General features: G+C 55.3%; 16 protein-coding genes and 1 tRNA gene. 8 read left to right on the top strand and 9 right to left on the bottom strand.

Annotated elements, in window-relative coordinates; genetic code table 11:
- Nucleotides 1-93 precede the first annotated feature (93 nt).
- The 3 genes from RS584_RS05460 to RS584_RS05450 form a co-directional block, all read right to left on the bottom strand.
- Nucleotides 94-2,277: a TonB-dependent receptor gene (locus RS584_RS05460; protein WP_023296057.1), complete on the bottom strand. Its 2,184-nt coding sequence runs from the start codon at nucleotides 2,275-2,277 to the stop codon at nucleotides 94-96.
- Nucleotides 2,278-2,477: 200 nt separating this feature from the next.
- Nucleotides 2,478-2,753, bottom strand: coding sequence for a DUF1471 family periplasmic protein YahO (yahO, locus tag RS584_RS05455; RefSeq protein ID WP_015571217.1), 276 nt, complete (start codon nucleotides 2,751-2,753; stop codon nucleotides 2,478-2,480).
- A 225-nt stretch (nucleotides 2,754-2,978) separates the two neighbouring features.
- Nucleotides 2,979-3,055 (bottom strand) — tRNA-Arg (locus RS584_RS05450).
- Nucleotides 3,056-3,358: 303 nt separating this feature from the next.
- Here RS584_RS05450 and RS584_RS05445 point away from each other — a divergent pair.
- The 3 genes from RS584_RS05445 to fimZ all read left to right on the top strand — a co-directional run bounded on the left by RS584_RS05445 (nucleotide 3,359) and on the right by fimZ (nucleotide 6,204).
- Nucleotides 3,359-4,021, top strand: a complete 663-nt coding sequence (locus tag RS584_RS05445) for an EAL domain-containing protein (RefSeq protein WP_182384767.1) — start codon at nucleotides 3,359-3,361, stop codon at nucleotides 4,019-4,021.
- Nucleotides 4,022-4,045: 24 nt separating this feature from the next.
- Nucleotides 4,046-4,762, top strand: a complete 717-nt coding sequence (locus tag RS584_RS05440) for a response regulator transcription factor (RefSeq protein ID WP_017383240.1) — start codon at nucleotides 4,046-4,048, stop codon at nucleotides 4,760-4,762.
- A gap of 809 nt (nucleotides 4,763-5,571) precedes the next feature.
- On the top strand, nucleotides 5,572-6,204 hold the full coding sequence (gene fimZ, locus RS584_RS05435) for a fimbria biosynthesis transcriptional regulator FimZ (protein ID WP_003858901.1): 633 nt from the start codon (nucleotides 5,572-5,574) through the stop codon (nucleotides 6,202-6,204).
- Between the two features lie 50 nt (nucleotides 6,205-6,254).
- Here the strand turns inward: fimZ and sfmF are convergent, their stop codons facing one another.
- From sfmF to fimA, 6 genes are all read right to left on the bottom strand, one after another.
- The gene (gene sfmF / locus RS584_RS05430) at nucleotides 6,255-6,776 is read right to left on the bottom strand and encodes a fimbria assembly protein (protein ID WP_017383239.1); all 522 of its coding nucleotides are present in this window, start codon (nucleotides 6,774-6,776) and stop codon (nucleotides 6,255-6,257) included.
- 9 nt (nucleotides 6,777-6,785) lie between these two features.
- Nucleotides 6,786-7,793, bottom strand: coding sequence for a type 1 fimbria D-mannose specific adhesin FimH (gene fimH / locus RS584_RS05425; protein WP_047063265.1), 1,008 nt, complete (start codon nucleotides 7,791-7,793; stop codon nucleotides 6,786-6,788).
- Nucleotides 7,786-10,344: a fimbrial biogenesis usher protein gene (locus tag RS584_RS05420; protein WP_315749057.1), complete on the bottom strand. Its 2,559-nt coding sequence runs from the start codon at nucleotides 10,342-10,344 to the stop codon at nucleotides 7,786-7,788. Before RS584_RS05420 ends, fimH begins: the two co-directional genes overlap by 8 nt.
- A gap of 14 nt (nucleotides 10,345-10,358) precedes the next feature.
- On the bottom strand, nucleotides 10,359-11,051 hold the full coding sequence (gene fimC / locus RS584_RS05415) for a type 1 fimbria chaperone FimC (protein WP_015571222.1): 693 nt from the start codon (nucleotides 11,049-11,051) through the stop codon (nucleotides 10,359-10,361).
- A gap of 34 nt (nucleotides 11,052-11,085) precedes the next feature.
- Nucleotides 11,086-11,628 carry a type 1 fimbrial protein subunit FimI gene (fimI, locus tag RS584_RS05410; protein WP_017383235.1) on the bottom strand — a complete coding sequence of 181 codons (543 nt, stop codon included), beginning with the start codon at nucleotides 11,626-11,628 and terminating at the stop codon, nucleotides 11,086-11,088.
- Between the two features lie 69 nt (nucleotides 11,629-11,697).
- A complete protein-coding gene (gene fimA, locus RS584_RS05405; protein WP_003858911.1) occupies nucleotides 11,698-12,261 on the bottom strand; it encodes a type 1 fimbrial major subunit FimA in 564 nt (187 codons plus the stop codon).
- 310 nt (nucleotides 12,262-12,571) lie between these two features.
- Here fimA and folD point away from each other — a divergent pair, with 310 nt between their 5' ends.
- The 5 genes from folD to RS584_RS05380 all read left to right on the top strand — a co-directional run bounded on the left by folD (nucleotide 12,572) and on the right by RS584_RS05380 (nucleotide 17,136).
- A complete protein-coding gene (gene folD, locus RS584_RS05400) occupies nucleotides 12,572-13,438 on the top strand; it encodes a bifunctional methylenetetrahydrofolate dehydrogenase/methenyltetrahydrofolate cyclohydrolase FolD (protein WP_006809817.1) in 867 nt (288 codons plus the stop codon).
- 2 nt (nucleotides 13,439-13,440) lie between these two features.
- The gene (gene ybcJ, locus RS584_RS05395; RefSeq protein ID WP_017694378.1) at nucleotides 13,441-13,653 is read left to right on the top strand and encodes a ribosome-associated protein YbcJ; all 213 of its coding nucleotides are present in this window, start codon (nucleotides 13,441-13,443) and stop codon (nucleotides 13,651-13,653) included.
- A gap of 282 nt (nucleotides 13,654-13,935) precedes the next feature.
- On the top strand, nucleotides 13,936-15,435 hold the full coding sequence (locus RS584_RS05390; RefSeq protein ID WP_003858916.1) for a PTS transporter subunit EIIC: 1,500 nt from the start codon (nucleotides 13,936-13,938) through the stop codon (nucleotides 15,433-15,435).
- A gap of 83 nt (nucleotides 15,436-15,518) precedes the next feature.
- Nucleotides 15,519-16,535, top strand: coding sequence for a Mal regulon transcriptional regulator MalI (gene malI / locus RS584_RS05385; RefSeq protein WP_023303216.1), 1,017 nt, complete (start codon nucleotides 15,519-15,521; stop codon nucleotides 16,533-16,535).
- Between the two features lie 73 nt (nucleotides 16,536-16,608).
- Nucleotides 16,609-17,136 (top strand): metal-dependent hydrolase, encoded by a 528-nt coding sequence (locus tag RS584_RS05380; RefSeq protein WP_315749056.1) that lies wholly within the window; start codon nucleotides 16,609-16,611, stop codon nucleotides 17,134-17,136.
- The last annotated feature ends 80 nt before the right edge of the window (nucleotides 17,137-17,216 follow it).

The raw sequence follows: 17,216 nt of genomic DNA, 5'->3' as shown, positions 1-17,216 counted from the left end.
GTGGCGACCAGTGTAAGAAGCTTTTATTACAATTTTATAACACGACAACGAAGGGATTGGGGCGTCCCTGCCCCGGATAACGAGGTGGAACGCTTAGAACTCGTAGCCAACCGAGACCTTAAAGGTACGCGGCTCGCCCTGAGTGATGTAAGTACCGGAATCGTCCACGCTTGACCAGTAGTTCTCGTTGGTCACGTTGTCGATGCCTGCCCGCACGGTCATCTGGTTTTCATTGTGGTTCACCGCGAAGCGATAGCGCATGCCCAGATCCAGCGTGGTGTAGCTGTCCAGCTTTTTGGTGTTCGCAAGATCGGCATACTGCGTGCCGGAGTGGTTAACGCGTGCGGTCGCCGTCAGGCCTTCAATCGGCTTGATATCGTACTCTGCGCCCAGCACGGCGTAGAAGCTCGGAATACCGATCGCATCGTTGCCCTGATTGACGCCGTTTTTGGTTTTGGTCAGCTCAGCCTGCAACCAGGTGGCGCTGGCATTCAGACGCATCCCAAGCATTGGCTCGCCGAAGACGTTCAGCTCCACGCCGCGGTTACGCTGTTCTGCATCCAGGCCGTAGTGACCGCTGTCGTCAAGGATCGCCGACGGCATTTTGATCTCAAACAGCGCCAGGGAGCCGCCCACGCGGCCAAAGTCCGCCTTTACGCCCACTTCGTTCTGCTTAGAGTGCACGATACCGGTGCTCTGGCCGTAGTTAGTAGCAGTGTTCGGCGCAGTTTCACCGGGCTGTAACGCCTCGGTGTGGTTGGCGTAGAGGGAAATTTCCTCCCACGGTTTATAGACTACGCCGTAGGTTGGCATCCAGCGGCTGCCGTCGAAACCGTCCGCGTCGTTTTCCGCGCCGGTGATTTTGTTGTACCCGCGGATGACAACTTTCTGATGACGCGCGCCTGCGGTGAACAGCAGCTTGTCGTCCAGCACGCCCAGGGTATCACTCAGCAGCCAGCCCTGCGTGCGGGTGCGCCCGCTGGTCAGCGGATCGCTGTATTTGCCGCCTGAGCCGCTGAAGTTGCTGCTGTCCGGCATAGCCACGCCGGTGTTGTGGTAGATGTTGGTGGTCGGATTATCCGCCGCGGCCGACATTTTCCACGCGATTTTTTCGTTTTTGGTCATCGCCGAATACCCGACGTTGACCTTGTGCGAGACGAAGCCGGTAGTGAAGTTACCGCGAATGCCCGCCATGCCGCTGACGGAATCGCTGATGCGGTTGGTATCAAGGCGGCTGACCGTCGCATTACCGCTCTTATCGAGGAGCTTCGGCGCGCTGTAGATCCCTTCTTCGTGCGCGTGCTGCGCGCCGAGACCGGTATATGCCGTCCAGCTATCGGTGATGTCATACTCGCTGCGCCACATCCCGAACTCGTTTTCGATATCGCTGTAGGCCCACTTCTGCGAGAAGTTGCGATCGTTCTTCGGCGGCTCAGGCACAAAGTCCACCGCCGAGATGTTGACGCTGGTTGGGCTGCCGTGGAAGGTTTTTTTCTGGTAGCCCAGGTCCAGCGAGGTGCGGAAGCGGTCGCCTTTGTAATCCAGGCCGGTGGAGAGCAGCGTGGTGCGGCGGCGGTCGTTCGGCACGCCGGTTTCCCCTTCGCGATGCACGAGGTTCACGCGCGCGCCAAACTGGTCGTTATCGCCAAAGCGACGACCCGCATCCAGCGTGGTGCCAATCTGGGAATCCGAGGTGTAGTCAACGCCCACTTTCGCCTGCGGGGTGTCGCCCGCGTGTTTAGGCTCAAGGTTGATCATCCCGCCCACGCCGGAGCTTGCGGCGCCGTTCATCAGGGAGTTGGCCCCTTTGAAGATCTCGATGCGGTCAACCATCTGGGCATCCACCACCTGACGCGGCAGCACCCCGGACAATCCGCCAAAGGTCATATCGTCGCCGTCAAACTTCAGGCCGCGAATGCGGAAGGTTTCCGCGCTGTTGCCGTAACCCTGAACGAATTGCACGCCCGCGTCGTTGGCAACCACGTCAGCAATGGTTTTTGCCTGCTGATCTTCCACCAGCTTCGAGGTGTAGCTGATGATGTTGAACGGCACGTCCATGGCGTTCTGCTGACCGAGCATCCCCATGCGCCCGCCGTTCGCCACCTGGCCGTCGAGGAAGGCCGGAAGCAGCTGGTCACCACCGGGTTTGAAATCACTCCCCGCCGTGGACTGGACCACGATGGTGTCCTCTTTTTTCTCATCCGCCGCAAAGGCGGAGTGTGTAACCGCGCCGATGGCAATCGCCAGCAGCGTTTTGTGCATTGTGGTGTTGTTCATAATGAGCTCTTAACGTGCGCGCAAAAATGACCCGTTGTCGGGCCTTAAAAGTTATTAAAAGAAATGCAAATGAGAACTATACGCATTATGAATACGTAATCAAGTGTCAACGGACATCTCTGAGCGAGAAGAGACAAGAAACAAGGCTGGCGGGAGATATGGCGCGCAACCACCCCGAAACAGGGGTGGTTGCTAAGGCATTATTTTTTCTTGAAAATATCGGCGGTACCGTGAATTTTGTTGTTGGTATTACCGGAAGTCAGCACCAGAACATCAGCACCTTCTTTATCGGCTTTCTCGATCAGCTCTTTTTTCGCGTCGTCTACCGAGACTTCATTGGAAGTGCTAACCGTACCGATTTTTTCATACTGTGATTCCACTTTCTCAAACTCGTTTTTCGTCAGCAGTTCAGCCGCAAAGGTATTGGTGGTAAACAGAAATGCAGCGCCCATCAAAATAGCAGTCGTTTTTTTCATAACCTTTTTCCTTGAGATTAATCAGCAACTACAAAAAGCCCCACGAGTAAGAGTGAGGTGATATGAGCATGGTAGAGGAATAGCAAAATTGCCACAGTGTAAAAAAAATACTGTTATAACAGTCAATTGTGCTGTGAAAAATGTGCGTTAACGCTACTTTCGGAATGGGTGTTTCATGGGGAAAATCAGCAGGGCGTCACGCAGGCGGCAATCTGTGAAATTTAATGGCACGCCCTGTAGGATTCGAACCTACGACCTACGGCTTAGAAGGCCGTTGCTCTATCCAACTGAGCTAAGGGCGCACGGAGAAGAGTGTACTTCGCGGTGGTGAAACGCCTGGAATTATACGGTCAATGCGTAGTGAGTCAATGCCTTTTCCGCCTTCTCTGGCGATAATCACTAGCTGATTGTAAATACGGCTGTTTTTTCAACATTTATCCCTCTTTTACGGGCTGCGAAAAGGCTTAGCCGCTTTTAAGTAACGCCTGCTGTTTTCCTGTTTACTTCACCTTCACACTGTCCTGCGGTAACCCGGCCGCCTGGAGGCTGGAAGTGAACAGGACGACGGAGTGACAGCGCCAGACCAGACAGGTTTCCCCTCGTGCGTGCAGCACATCTCACACGATATTACAGGCATCAAGCTTGAACCCATTGTCGCCCTCTCCTCTTCGCACACGGTGGGGGCCGAAGTGCTCAGCGTGCTGTCGCCGCATCAGCAAAGCGAAAGCTTTTTCCAGGACTGGTCCGCCGCCCGGGCGCTTATGCTGCTGGAAGCACAGATCGCCGCGTTAAAAAACCCCTTCCCCTGTGACAACCTTTTCATAAATTTGCCGATAACCGTTCTGACCATACCGGAAATGTTCCAGCGTTTACTGCAACTTAACAGCCCACCGCTGAACATTGAACTCGTGGAGCCTGCCTCGTTCTTTACACTCTCAGACCCGGCGCGTCTGAGGGTGAGTTGTGCGCTTCAGCAGTTGACCGCGCGAGGACACCGGATCTGGCTGGATGATATTGATGAAGCGTCAGGACAAGCATTTTTATCCTGCCGCCTGCCATTAAGCGGAATAAAAATCGATAAGATCGCTTTCTGGCGTTTACGTGAAACGCAGGCGCTGACACAGCTGGTCACCCTTTGTTCAAAAATCGCTGCGAATGTGCTTATTGAAGGCATTGAAACAGAACGGGACCGTACTTGCGCGCTTCATGCTGGCGCGCGCTTCGGTCAGGGATATTATTGGCCATCCTGGAGATGGCAGGAGGACTGAACGGTCATCGCCAAGAGGGAAGCTATGCGAATGACAGTGCGCCGTTACCGGCGTCGTCGGACAGGAAGTGATTCACTGGGTTCTACGCACTCGCCTTTTGCTCTCCCATTTTTTGATCGTCTCGAATATTTGAGCCAGTCAATCAACCAGACCCGCAAAACCGATGCTCCCTTTATCATTCTGGTCACACAGGATAATTTTTTCCGTTCCGGTTTACTGAGCGGGCAGTCGCCCCTGAGCAATTGCTGCGACTATTCCACGCTGGAAGCCGCCCTCAGTGATTTAAATCACTGGCCTTCATCGCGTCTGGTAATAGACATTGAGAGCCGCGCCTCGCCGCTCATCGACCTGCTGGACCGATTACGCCGCCACAGCCTGTTCGCCCCCTACCTGACACCCTACCTGCTCGTCCGCGCCGATGATTATGATGCTCGCCTGTTTTGTAAAGCGGCTGGCCCTTTTCATGTGCTTGAACGCCAGCTAACGGCGCTGGCTATGCAACAAACCTTGCTGGAAGCACCGTCACCGGCCGGCAACCGCAAAGAGTGGTTTTCACGGGATGAATGGCCGATCTTACAGGCGCTGTCGCAGGGGAGCTCCTTGCGGCAGATCGCGCAGTTACAGAACCGCCCCTACAGCCGCATTATTTACCGTCTCAGCTGCATCCTGGCGAAACTTGGGCTGAATCATCGTCATGAGTTGCTACATCTTCTCAACAACCTCTCAGATTTCACGTATTAACGTATTCAGTAACTTCTTAATTCCTAAAGACCTTTAGGAAATTACTTAGGATGTATGTTAAATTTTTGTGTTTTTTAACAAAACTTTCGATTTTATAACTATTCCTAATTCCAGGTCTTAAACCATGCGAAATGCTGCCGGTACGCTCAACGAGAGTGATTTTATCCATGCGTTAAGGTTCTGGCGCTTCAGTTAACAGGATGATAATGGTGTAAAAACAAGCGATTCACCTGTAAAAGAATGCGATGAGAGGTGAAGAAAACAGCAGATAGTACTGTTCTGTTGTTGGGAACGGCAATTTGCCAGGAGGCGTTTGAAACGGAGAGATGACGCACGAAATGGCGGATTTTAGGGATGGCAGGCAGGCGGGATGCTGGTTGTCACAGCCTGCTCGCTGTTAACATTCATTTAACATACAGTAAAATCGTTTATTTTTTGTTATTACATAAAGATGAAAGTGTGTGGTAAATGCAATATCAGGACATTTTTGCTAATTTTAAAAAGTTAGTGATTCAGATCCAGAACATAATAATCAGCAATATATGGATATTAATTTACAGGCTTTTCGGACAATACTTAAACGGTATAATAAGACGTGTTTGACACGCGAATAAGAAAAATCATTTTGCCATAACCAGCCTTATGAGATAACTGCGCTGAGGCATTGATATCACCACTACGTAAACAAGGATGCTTTCGCTCTTCCCAGGGACATTTACCGTACAAGGATCTGCGCAATTATCCTTCCGGCTTTTCGAGAGTTTTAACAAAACTCAGCATAACGCTTTTAACAATCTGAGGCATAAAAAATGAAACCGGCATCCGTTATCATTATGGACGAACACCCTATCGTCAGAATGTCGATAGAAGTCCTGCTACAGAAAAATAAAAACATCCAGGTCAAACTGAAGTCAGGCGACAGCCACGAGGTGCTTGACTGTATACGCAACCACCCCATTGACCTGGTCATTCTCGATATTGAAATGACGGGCACGGATGGGTTCGTATTACTGAAAAGAATCAGGAACTTAAATAAAGACATTAAGGTTCTTTTCCTCTCTTCGAAATCTGAAGCCTTCTACGCAGGACGCGCCATCCGCGCCGGGGCAAATGGTTTTGTCAGTAAGCGAAAAGATCTGGGGGAAATTTATAACGCGGTGGAAATGATCCTGACGGGCTATTCCTTCTTCCCCTCAGAAACATTGAGTTTTATAAACCACCTGGGCTCGCGGACGGGCGCCGCCGTGGATATGCCATTATCGAATCGTGAAGTGACGGTTCTGCGATATCTGGCGAACGGATTATCTAATAAGGAGATTGCGGATCAATTATTACTTAGCAACAAAACAATTAGCGCCCATAAGTCTAATATCTTTTCCAAGCTGGGCGTGCAAAGTATCGTTGAATTAATTGATTACGCGAAAGCGCACGAATTACTATAATCCTACCCTCTCCCTGCAACATATAACCGTTACAGGGAGAGTGGATACGATTAATTATAATTAATCATGAAAGTTGCATCGGCGTCAGCCCGTCCCGGCTGCGGGTTATCCGCCGTGGCGATATAATTGGCATAAAACGACAGTTCGGCATTTCCCTGCGCATCTACCGCCACCGTCTGGCTGGTCTGCTGCAACGCGAGGCGCGTTTTATCCCGGTCGAGGATCTCCACGGCCACGTTGCTGGCCGCGCTGGCATCATTCAGCGCCAGCAGGCTATTATCATGCCCGTCCATCTTCCCCGTAAATGTGACCGAAGCCGCCCCCGGCGGACATCCGGTCAGCTTCAGGGTGAACGGTACAGGCTGCGTCCGGCTCCCCGTTGTGCGAAGCTGTTTCGTGGGCCAGGTGCCGAGCGTGACGGTTTTATTGCTGTCGTCCCCCTCCGCCACGCAGGTAAAATCCACGATATTGCCGTAGAGCTGAATGTTAATTTCCCCAAGCGCCGTCTCTGCGTGTGCAGGGGAGCAAAGCGCAAAGAGCGCGACGGCTAAATACCGCATTCCGTTTCGCATACCTGCTCCTTAGTCGTAGTCGACGCGTAAATAGCCGCGAGAGGTAAAACGCCCCTCGGCAGGTTTTTTACCGGTTACGCTGACGGGCCACGCGCGGATCCCCACCTGCGCCTGAGCGCTGTCGTCCAGACGGAACGGGATTTTGCTGGTCAGGTTGTTGGGCGTCAGCGGCACGCCATTACTGTTGGCAATCACAAAACCCACATCCGCGTTATCGGAAACCAGCGCACTGCCTGAAACCTTCTCCGCTTCAACACGCATCGTGAGCATGGCGTTCGCCTCGACGTTGGTGCATTTGATGCCGATGGTTTTGCTTTGCGCTGAGATCCCCTCCGGCTTATTCCCGATGCCTGCTTTACTGAACAGGGAGGCGCCGATGTCTCCGAAATCGAACTCCACCACATTCCCGGCATTAATTTCACAGCTCTGAGGCACCTGAATAGTCCCGCTGTAGCTGATGGTATAAACCGGCGTGGTGAGCGGATCCGAGGAGGTCGTGGTGACGTAAACCCGGAACATGGTCGCCCGAGGGATCACCACCATATTGATAAAGCGTCGGGTCACTTTAAGCCGGAAGACGAGGCTGGAATCCTGTACGCCAAACGGTTTGTTTTTAGACACATTCGGGTGGCTCCCCATCTGGATGTAGCTTTTGGGCGGATAAAACGTGCCAGCGTAGCTGTCGGTAATTTTCATCGCCCCGTCCAGATAGTCGTTTAGCTTCAGATACTGGTAGCCATCGCTGGTGCCCGTAACAGGGAAATCGGTAACATAGCTGCGCTTGGTGGTGTTCCCGGACGTTCCCTTAGGGCAGACGGCGTTGACGCCCACCCACTGGGACTTCTCGCTGAGCGTGACAATCTGCCCCACCTGGTTATTGGAGCTGTTAAATTTATCCGTCAGGTCGTAATACACCTCCGTCGGCACGCCATTTTCATTGACGCAGACCGTGGCGAAGGCCTCAGATAGCGGAAAAAACGCCAGCAGGGATAGCCCCAGATAATGGATTTTATTCACAGCGGATCCCCTTAAGTGTGATCGCCTGTTGCAGGCTTTGTTCTGGCAGGCTGTAGGGCGCACGACACTGGGACTGTTTCCCGTCTCCCCACTGAATCAGCAGTTCTCCGCTCAGCGGCAGCCCGCTCAGGTAAATCTGACCGTCATCTCCCACCATGCTGGTTACGCCGCTCTGCGTCTCGCGTACCACCGCCCCAAACGGTACAGGCTGGTTATCACGCTTCACGGTGAGCAGCGCACGCACGCCGATGCGGGTGTCAAAACTGGCGCGCACCAGCGCACCGTTCGTCGGCACGACACTGGAAACGTTATTTTCAATGTCGGTGTTGTTGCTCATGGTGTTGGTGTCGAGCGCCACGCGGTTGTAACGGTACACCGTGGCGTACGGCATCACCGCATAGCCACGCCAGTCTGTTTTGACGCCGGTCTGGTTTTCGACGCTCACGCCTGACGCGCCCGGCGCTTTGATCAAGACGTTGGTATCGCCCAGCGGCTGACTGAATGTGATGCCGTCTGAATGCCCTACCACGCCGCCGGAGAGCTGCCAGTTGAGGTCGTGCTGATCCCGGGCGTAGTTGTAGCCCACGCCCAGCGTGCCGTACGTCGCCTGCCAGTTAGCGCTGACGCTGCCGCTGGCACCGTTATTGCTGGTGTGACCCTGCGTGACGCTGTAGTTCAGGTTACGATCCTGGAGCAGCGTTCCGCTGATACCGGTCTGCCAGCTGGTATCACCGTCGCTGTTACGGCTGGCAGAGGCTGTGGCATAGGCCCGGTCGATCGCGTTATCGCGACGGTAGCCGTGACGGGTGAACAGGCTGAACGGGACGGAGACGTTGAACGAGGCGATCCGGTCGGTTCCGTCAATGCCGACGGCCTTGTTCCACGACCAGGATAAGGCGTAGCTGACCCCTTTCACCCCGCCCGCGTAGCCAAGCTGATACCAGACGTTGGATTCGCTGGTGCCCCAGTAACTCTGCTGGCTGCCCGACACGTACACCGAGCCGTAATCGCCGAGAGACTGGGAGATATTGAGCTGGAAACGCCCTTTTTTATTCAGCGTCAGGTTGTGATAGCTCTGCACGTCCGGCACGCCGTCATCGTCCTGATCGTCGCCATACTGGTAGCCTTCCATTGTGCGCCAGGCCACATCGTCGAGGGTGTAGAAGCCTTTGGTCGAGTAGCGATAGCCCAGCAGCTGGAAGTTGGTGCCGAATCCGTTAAGGGATTTTGCGTACAGGAACCGCAGGGACTGCCCTTCATGGCGGCTGTCATCGGCAAGCTGGCTGCGGGCATGGGTGAGATCAAGTGAAACCGCCCCCCAGTCACCGAGGTTTTTACCCGCGCCAATGGCGATGGCGGTATAGCGCGAGGCCAGCTGCGTTCCGCCGTACAGCGTGTAGCCGTCGGCAAGACCCGCAATCATCGTACCCTGAGTAAAGAACGGCGTGTCCTGCTCGCTGTTGCCGCTGCGATAGTCCCCTGCCACCAGATCGTATTTCCAGCGTCCTTCACGCTGGAGCAGCGGAACGGTGGAATACGGGACGGTGTAGCGCTGCTGGCTGCCGTCCTTCTCTTCCACCGTCACCTCCAGGTCACCGCTTGAGGAGGTCGGGTTAAGATCAGTTATCGCAAAAGCCCCCGGCTGCACATAGCTCTGGTAAATCACGTATCCGTTCTGGCGGATCACCACTTTGGCAGGGGTGCGGGCGATTCCGCGCACGGTAGGCGCGTAACCTTGCAGGCTGTCCGGGTACATACTGTCGGACGAATAGAGGCGACCACCGCGAAAACCAACGCTGTCGAAGACATCGTTACCGGTGTTGCTGTCGCCAAGCACCAGCTCGCTTTTCAGCGGGATGATCGTACGCTGCGCCCAGGTACCAATATTTTGCCAGCTGCTGTGCCGCTGGCCGTTGCTTTCGGTATAACGCCACGCGCCGTTATTGCGTAATCGCCAGGCGCCATAGTTCAACCCGCTTTGCAGGTTCAGATAGTAGCTGTCGTCGTCGCTGCCCCGGTTGCCGGTAAAGCTGTAGTTCAGCAGCGCGGCGGGGATGCCTTCATCCCACTGTTCAGGCGGAATATACCCGCGGGCGCTATTTTGCATCGCCACCTGAGGCAGGCTGACGTTCAGGCGCAACGAGGCGAAGTTGAACGCCGTTTCGCTGCCCGGAATAGCCGTGGTGAGCGGAACGCAGGTATCGCCCTGCACGTTGCTCAGTTCCGGGAAGGCGGCGATATTGACGCCAAAGCGATCGAGCATCGCGCGCGTAATGCACGGCGACAAACCGCCCGCGACCGGCGGCGTGTTGTCAGCTTGCTCAAACCGCACGTCCTGCGTGCCGATAAACTCATCGTTACGCCAGATATCGACGCGATAGACGCCCGGTGCCTGCTGGTGGCCTTTTTCAAAACGCGACAAATCCGCCACGTTCGCCGTGTCATCGGAGAGAAACGCCGGGTTAAAGTAGCTTTCGCCCCAGCCAGCGAGTGGCCAGAGCGTTGCCATCAGTGCCAGCGCAACCGGGCAGTAACGCCATTGAGTGTTCATCGCCCTGTCTCTGCTCACAGGCTGACGCTACGCGCCGGCGTAATGGCGCCATAGTCATTCACACTCTGCCAGGAGAGCGTGCCGCTCGCAGCGGCAGGCAGCACCTGCTGTGCCGAGCTTTTAGGGGCAACCATCAGGTTATCCAGCGTCTGACCGCCGAGCTTCAGATTGACCAGCGTGACGTAATATGGCGAGGCATTGCTCACCTTAAGATGGTTGCCGACGCGCTCAAAGCGCAGCTGTGAGAGCGCCTCTTCCGGCGGCATCGCCAGGTTAGCCGGGCGAACAAACAGCTTGATACGTGACAGAATAGCCAGTTGCAGGACGTTGTTGCCGTCCTGATGTTTTTTGCTGACGGAGGGAATCGCTTTGACGTTCATGTAAAAGAGTGATTCGCGATCGGCAGGCAGCGCCGGGCCTGCGTAGATAATGCGCAGGGTGTTTTCGCTGGCCGGCTCGCTGACAAACAGCGGCGGCGTGACGGCAAAGGTTTTTTCCTTTTGCCCGTTGGCATTTTCTATCCACGCGTTAATTAAATAGCGCTCTTGTTTATTGCTGTTGGTGATCGCCAGCGACGTTTGTTTGGCATCGGCCGGATAAATAACGCGCGTCGCGCCCAGCGCAATCCCGCCGGACGCATTCGCGCTGGCAGAAACCATCATCAGAATAAAAGCTAAAAACAGTCCAGGTTTAATCAGGGTGTTCATCACAACCGTACCTTTAATAATTAGTTCGCAGGCGTCAGGGATAAATCAACGTAAACCAGACATTCGACTGAATAGTGCCTGGTACAAGGTGTTCGGAAATTGCCCGGTAGCGGGCGCTGAAATGAAATACCAGCTCGCGGGTGTCAATGGGTAACCAGCTCACCGCCGTCGCGTTCGGGATGATCTGACGTTGCTGTTCGTCAAAAAGCGCCAGCCCGACACCGCTGCTGACCGCATTTTCCCCCGGCCGCGATGTCGCCAGGAAAACCTGCGGGTCTTCTGCCGGTGTCACTCCCTGGAACTGGATCCCCACGGTGCGGGAGACGTCCACGCTGCAATCCAGCAGACGTACGGTGAAAGGCACATTAACCGTGGAAAAGCTGCCGACGCCGGAAAAGGCGTTTGTGCGGTATTGCCCCATATCCACGCGCATATTCTGGCTGTCCGGGGCCACGGCGCAGCCGCCGTTAACCAGCTCTCCCCTGAGGTGTACTTTGCCTCCGTCTATGACCACGGTATGTGCGTTTACCGCTGAGGCAATCGCAAGGGCACACAGCAGTATCCCAGTCCTTGTCATCCTTCGCTCCCGGTATAGGCGATCAAAAGACCTCTTCCCTGAGGCCAGCCACATCCCTGTACTCAGGCATTACTCGTATTTCATTACGAATGTTGCATCCGCGTTTGCCTGGCCTGGCTCGGTGGTCGCCGCCGTGGCTTTATAGCGCGCGGTGAAGTTCAGGGTGTTAGTCCCTTCAATCAGGTTCTGCGCCGCAGAGAAGGTGGCACCGTCCGGGGTCAACGTGGAGGATTTGCTGTCGAGGATCTCAATACCCACGCCCTTCGCAGAGTTGTCGTTGTTACCGGAGCTCACCGCCAGCAGCGTTTTGTCGGTGGCGTCGATCTGGCCGGTAAACGCGACAGCAGCAGTTTTCGCGACCGCAGGATCGCAGTCGTTCAGTTCGATGGTGAACGGAATATTGGAGGTGGTGTCACCCACTTTAGTGAATTTCGCGGTACGGTACTGGCCAAGATTAACCGTCTGCTCTGAAGAGTCAGTATTCACTGAACACGCGGCATTCACTAATTCACCTTTAAAATGCACCGTACCACCGTTTACAGATACAGGCGCTACCGGATCTTCTGCGTGAGCGGCACCCGCGACCAGGGCCAGAGTTGCAATAACAGTAGAAGCAATGTTGCTGAGTTTCATGTCTATTCCTTTAAAATGTAAATAACCCTTCCCGCGCATATTCGGGAATAAGAAATACGATCAATTAAAAAATTGAAGGCTTATTTCGGAGAGGACAAAGTAGCTCAGGAATTTATTTTGTAATATGTCAAAACGCTGCCATTTTGCCAGGTCACATCCTAATCACCTCTAAGAAATTGACCATGCCCTGAGAAGGGATTTTGCGGGACATCGATGAAATCTCGTAAAGGGTGACTGACAGCGGCGCTCGCTTCTGACAAAATACAGGCAATCCCTCCTTTCTAACGTTACAGACGGAATCTTCTCTCTGATGGCAGCAAAGATTATTGACGGTAAAACGATTGCGCAGCAGGTGCGCTCTGAGGTTGCGGAAAAAGTGAAGGCGCGTAAAGCCGCCGGATTTCGCGCCCCCGGGCTGGCCGTTGTGCTGGTTGGCAGCAACCCGGCTTCGCAAATTTATGTCGGCAGCAAACGCAAAGCGTGTGAAGAGGTGGGGTTCGTCTCCCGCTCTTACGATCTGCCGGAAACCACCAGCGAAGCGGAACTGCTGGAACTGATCGACACCCTGAATGCCGATAAAGAGATCGACGGCATCCTGGTTCAGCTGCCGCTGCCTGCGGGCATTGACAACGTGAAGGTGCTGGAGCGCATCGCGCCGGACAAAGACGTTGACGGTTTCCATCCGTATAACGTAGGCCGACTGTGCCAGCGCGCGCCGCGCCTGCGTCCGTGCACCCCGCGCGGCATCGTGACGCTGCTGGAGCGTTATAACATTGATACCTACGGCCTCAACGCCGTGGTGATTGGCGCCTCCAACATCGTGGGCCGCCCGATGAGCATGGAGCTGCTGCTGGCGGGCTGTACCACCACCGTTACCCACCGCTTCACTAAAAACCTGCGTCACCACGTCGAAAACGCCGATCTGCTGATCGTTGCGGTCGGCAAGCCGGGCTTTATTCCGGGCGAGTGGATCAAAGAGGGCGCAATCGTCGTGGACGTGGGTATTAACCGTCTGGAAAACGGCAAAGTGGTCGGCGACGTGGTGTATGAAGATGCCGCAGCGCGCGCATCCTATATCACTCCGGTCCCGGGCGGCGTAGGCCCGATGACGGTCGCAACACTGATTCAGAATACCTTGCAGGCGTGCGAGGAGTATCACGACGTAGAGGACGCGTAATCATGGCAACTTTTTCTTTGGGTAAACACCCGCACGTTGAGCTGTGCGATCTGCTGAAGCTGGAAGGCTGGAGCGAAAGCGGCGCGCAGGCGAAGATCGTCATCGCCGACGGGCAGGTAAAAGTAGACGGCGCAGTGGAAACCCGCAAGCGCTGCAAAATTGTCGCGGGTCAGACCGTGAGCTTCGCAGGACAGAGCGTGACCGTGACGGCCTGAGCTGTCTGATGCCCGGTGGCGCTGCACTTACCGGGCCTACGTACTGTCTCCATTTGTAGGCCGGGTAAGGCGAAGCCGCCACCCGGCAATTTCTCTCACAATCCCCTCACACCCATCACGGTTAATTATCGATCAACTTCAAATAATCACTATTCCCTCTGGCGAAATGTGAAAATTAAGTTGCGCGATTTTCAGACTTTCCCCACGATAAGTAGAACGTTCTACTAAAACGTTCTACTTACAATAACAGCGTGAAAAAAGCGCTATTCGGGGGAAATCAGCATGAGCCTGATATCAGGGTTTGTTAAATCGCTGTCTAAGTTATCGATGATTGGTCGCGCCTTAATGCTGCCAATTTCACTGCTTCCCGCTGCGGGCCTGCTGCTGGCCTTCGGCGATAAGTTCCATCTGCCGCTGATGATGAACGCCGGCGGGGTTATCTTTGATAACCTGCCGATGCTGTTCGCCATCGGCTCTGCCGTCGGACTGGCTTCGGAATCCGGCATTGCCGCACTCTCTGCGGCGGTCTCCGTGTTTGTCACCAACATCACCATCAGCACCGTGCTGAGCATCACGCCGGAAATGGCCTCTCAGGGCGGCAAATACGCCATGGTCGTTGGCATTCCGACGTTGCAGATGGGCGTCTTTGGCGGCCTGATCTGCGGTATTCTTGCGGCCTGGTGTTACAACCGCTTCCACACCATGCAGCTGCCGGAGTTCCTCGGCTTCTTCTCCGGCAAGCGCTTTGTGGCGATTGCGACGGCGTTTCTGTCGTTCCTGCTCGGCCTGCTGCTGCCGTACGTCTGGCAGCATATTCAATCCGGGATCGACGCCCTGTCCGTGGTGGTGAACGGCGATAACCAGGCGGCCTCGACCTTTATCTTCGGGCTGGTGGAGCGCGCGTTGATCCCGCTCGGCCTGCACCATATCTGGTATCCCTCCTTCTGGTATTCGTTCGGGGATTATACTACCCAGGCGGGTCAGGTGATCCACGGTGACCAGACCATCTGGTTCAAGATGCTGGAAGAGGGAGTGAAATCCTTCAGCAGCGACACCTACCAGAACGCCGGGAAATTCATGCAGGGCGAGTTCCCGCTGATGCTGTTCGCACTGCCCGCGGCGTGTCTGGCGATGTACCACGAAGCGCACACGAAGAATAAGAAAATCGCGGCCGGTATTCTGTTCTCTGCGGCCCTCACCTGCTTCCTGACGGGCATCACCGAGCCGGTAGAGTTCACCTTTATCTTCGTGGCGCCGATCCTTTACGTCTTCAACGCCATCATGGCGGGCCTGGCGTACATGACCATGTACCTGCTGCATGCGCACATCGCCAAGTCGTTCTCGGCGGGCTTTATCGACTACCTGTCGTTCGGGATCCTGCCGTCGTTTAACGGCTATCAGACCAACTTCCTGAGCGCCATTATCATCGGCATTCCGATGGCATTGATCTACTACTTCACCTTCCGCTTCGTGATCCGTCGCTTCGACGTGAAAACGCCGGGCCGCACCGAAGTGACCGCCAGCGCGAATGACAAGTCCGATTCCGAACTTGCCACCGAAATCATCGGCCTGCTGGGCGGTGCGCAGAACATTGATTCCGTCGGCTCCTGCATCACACGTCTGCGTCTGGAAGTGGCGAAGAGCGAAGCGGTGGACCGGGACGGGCTGAACGGGCTTGGCGCGCGCGGCGTGGTGTTCGTTGGCGATAACGGAATACAGGTGATTTTCGGGGCCAGAGCACAGTTTATCGCCCAGACCATGTCCACGATGATTGGCAAATAATAAGATGCCTGAAGGAGGCGTCTCCTGTACGCTGGGGGACGTCTCTTATCTGGCTGATAATCGGGAAATTTCAGGGAGCGGTTTTGAAGAAAGTCAGCATTATTGATGTCGCAAAGCATGCGGGCGTGTCGGTTTCTACCGTTTCGCTGGTGCTGCGCCAGAAAGGGAAGATCTCAGAGGCGACGATCGGGAAGGTCAATGCCGCCATCACAACGCTGGGCTATGTTCATAACGTCGCCGCTGCCAATCTTCGCGCCAACACCTCCAACTTAATCGGCCTGATCCTGCGCGACTTCAGCGACAGCTTTTCCATCAAGGTGATGGCGAGCATCGTTCAGGAGCTGGAGAAACAGGGTTATATGGTATTTCTCGGTCAGCCGCTGAACGACGGCGAACATCTTGAGCGTACCCTGCTCTCGTTTAAGCAGCAGGGCGTGGCGGGCGTCATCTACCTGGCGTCGGACACCCGCGCCGCCTCTCTTCCGGAACACATTCGTCACTGCCCGCTGCCGCTTGTGGCGGTTTCGCAGTCGTTGCTGGAAGAGAAATGCAACCTGGTGATGCGCGATAACCGCCAGGCGGCGAACCTGGCCGCGCGTTATCTTATCGAGCGCGGGCACCGTAACATCGCCTACATTGGCGGGCGCGACGGGTGCCGTATCCGCGAGCAGCGCCTGCTTGGTTTTCGCAGCGCGATGACGCAGAGCGGCCTGGTCTGGCGTGAGGAATATTCTCCCGCCTGTACCGATGACACGCAGGCGGCGGCCATGGCGACTCGTCAGCTGCTGGAGAAGAACAACACGATTACCGCCCTGCTCTGCCATTCACCGGACGCGATGATCGGTTCAATCTCAGGTATTCACCAGGTGGGGCGCACGGTGGGTAAAGACGTGTTTTTAACCCAGCAGGTGGCGCTGATTGGTTTTGAAGATATGCTCCACGTTAATCTCACGTCGCCGTCACTGACTTACGTTTCGTCTGCCAGCGAAGAGACCGGCCGCCAGGCGGCAGGGCTGATGATCCGCAGGCTGAAAGAGCCGGATCTGCAAACGCAGCGCATTACCCTCTCCGGGCAGCTTATCGCGCGGGAATCGGCGTAAAATCAGAATTTAGCACAGGTTTGCTGCGGCGGATCTGCTGCTATATTCCCATGATTTGCCATGGATAAATGCAATGCCTACCGTTATCACCCACGCTGCCGTACCTCTGTGTCTGGGTTTAGGGCTCGGAACCAACGTCATCCCACCCCGCCTGCTGTTTGCCGGGATCGTCCTCGCCATGCTGCCCGATGCCGACGTACTGGCGTTTAAATTCGGTGTTGCCTACGGGAATATTTTCGGCCACCGCGGTTTCACTCATTCGCTACTGTTTGCCCTGGTGGTGCCGATACTCTGCGTGCAGGCTGGCCGACGTTGGTTCTGGGCCAGCCTGACGCGGTGCTGGCTGTTTTTAACCGTGTCATTGCTGTCGCACAGCCTGCTGGATTCAATAACGACAGGCGGGAAAGGCGTCGGCTGGCTGTGGCCCTGGTCAGATGAGCGCTTCTTTGCGCCGTGGCAGGTGATCAAGGTCGCGCCGTTTGCGCTGTCGCGCTATACCACGCCGTACGGGCATCAGGTAATCATTTCAGAACTGCTGTGGGTGTGGCTGCCGGGGATGGTGCTGATGGGGTTGCTGTGGTGGAGAAAACGTGCGCGCTGATGCCCTCACCCCGGCCCTCTCCCACGGGGAGAGGGAGAAAACCTAACAATTCCCTCTCCCTGCGGGAGAGGGTTAGGGTG

This window comes from Enterobacter sp. DTU_2021_1002640_1_SI_PRY_ASU_LCPMC_013, from assembly GCF_032389435.1.
In the GTDB taxonomy this organism is placed as follows: domain Bacteria; phylum Pseudomonadota; class Gammaproteobacteria; order Enterobacterales; family Enterobacteriaceae; genus Enterobacter; species Enterobacter hormaechei_C.
The sequence above is the reverse complement of the archived record's forward strand: the minus strand, read 5'-3'. Positions and strand labels throughout refer to the sequence as shown.

Coding starts and splice junctions, on each gene's coding strand:
- RS584_RS05460 (WP_023296057.1), bottom strand. CDS start 2,277: ATGAACAACACCACAATGCACAAAACGCTGCTGGCGATTGCCATCGGC.
- yahO (WP_015571217.1), bottom strand. CDS start 2,753: ATGAAAAAAACGACTGCTATTTTGATGGGCGCTGCATTTCTGTTTACC.
- RS584_RS05440 (WP_017383240.1), top strand. CDS start 4,046: ATGCGAATGACAGTGCGCCGTTACCGGCGTCGTCGGACAGGAAGTGAT.
- fimZ (WP_003858901.1), top strand. CDS start 5,572: ATGAAACCGGCATCCGTTATCATTATGGACGAACACCCTATCGTCAGA.
- sfmF (WP_017383239.1), bottom strand. CDS start 6,776: ATGCGAAACGGAATGCGGTATTTAGCCGTCGCGCTCTTTGCGCTTTGC.
- RS584_RS05420 (WP_315749057.1), bottom strand. CDS start 10,344: ATGAACACTCAATGGCGTTACTGCCCGGTTGCGCTGGCACTGATGGCA.
- fimC (WP_015571222.1), bottom strand. CDS start 11,051: ATGAACACCCTGATTAAACCTGGACTGTTTTTAGCTTTTATTCTGATG.
- fimI (WP_017383235.1), bottom strand. CDS start 11,628: ATGACAAGGACTGGGATACTGCTGTGTGCCCTTGCGATTGCCTCAGCG.
- fimA (WP_003858911.1), bottom strand. CDS start 12,261: ATGAAACTCAGCAACATTGCTTCTACTGTTATTGCAACTCTGGCCCTG.
- folD (WP_006809817.1), top strand. CDS start 12,572: ATGGCAGCAAAGATTATTGACGGTAAAACGATTGCGCAGCAGGTGCGC.
- ybcJ (WP_017694378.1), top strand. CDS start 13,441: ATGGCAACTTTTTCTTTGGGTAAACACCCGCACGTTGAGCTGTGCGAT.
- RS584_RS05390 (WP_003858916.1), top strand. CDS start 13,936: ATGAGCCTGATATCAGGGTTTGTTAAATCGCTGTCTAAGTTATCGATG.
- RS584_RS05380 (WP_315749056.1), top strand. CDS start 16,609: ATGCCTACCGTTATCACCCACGCTGCCGTACCTCTGTGTCTGGGTTTA.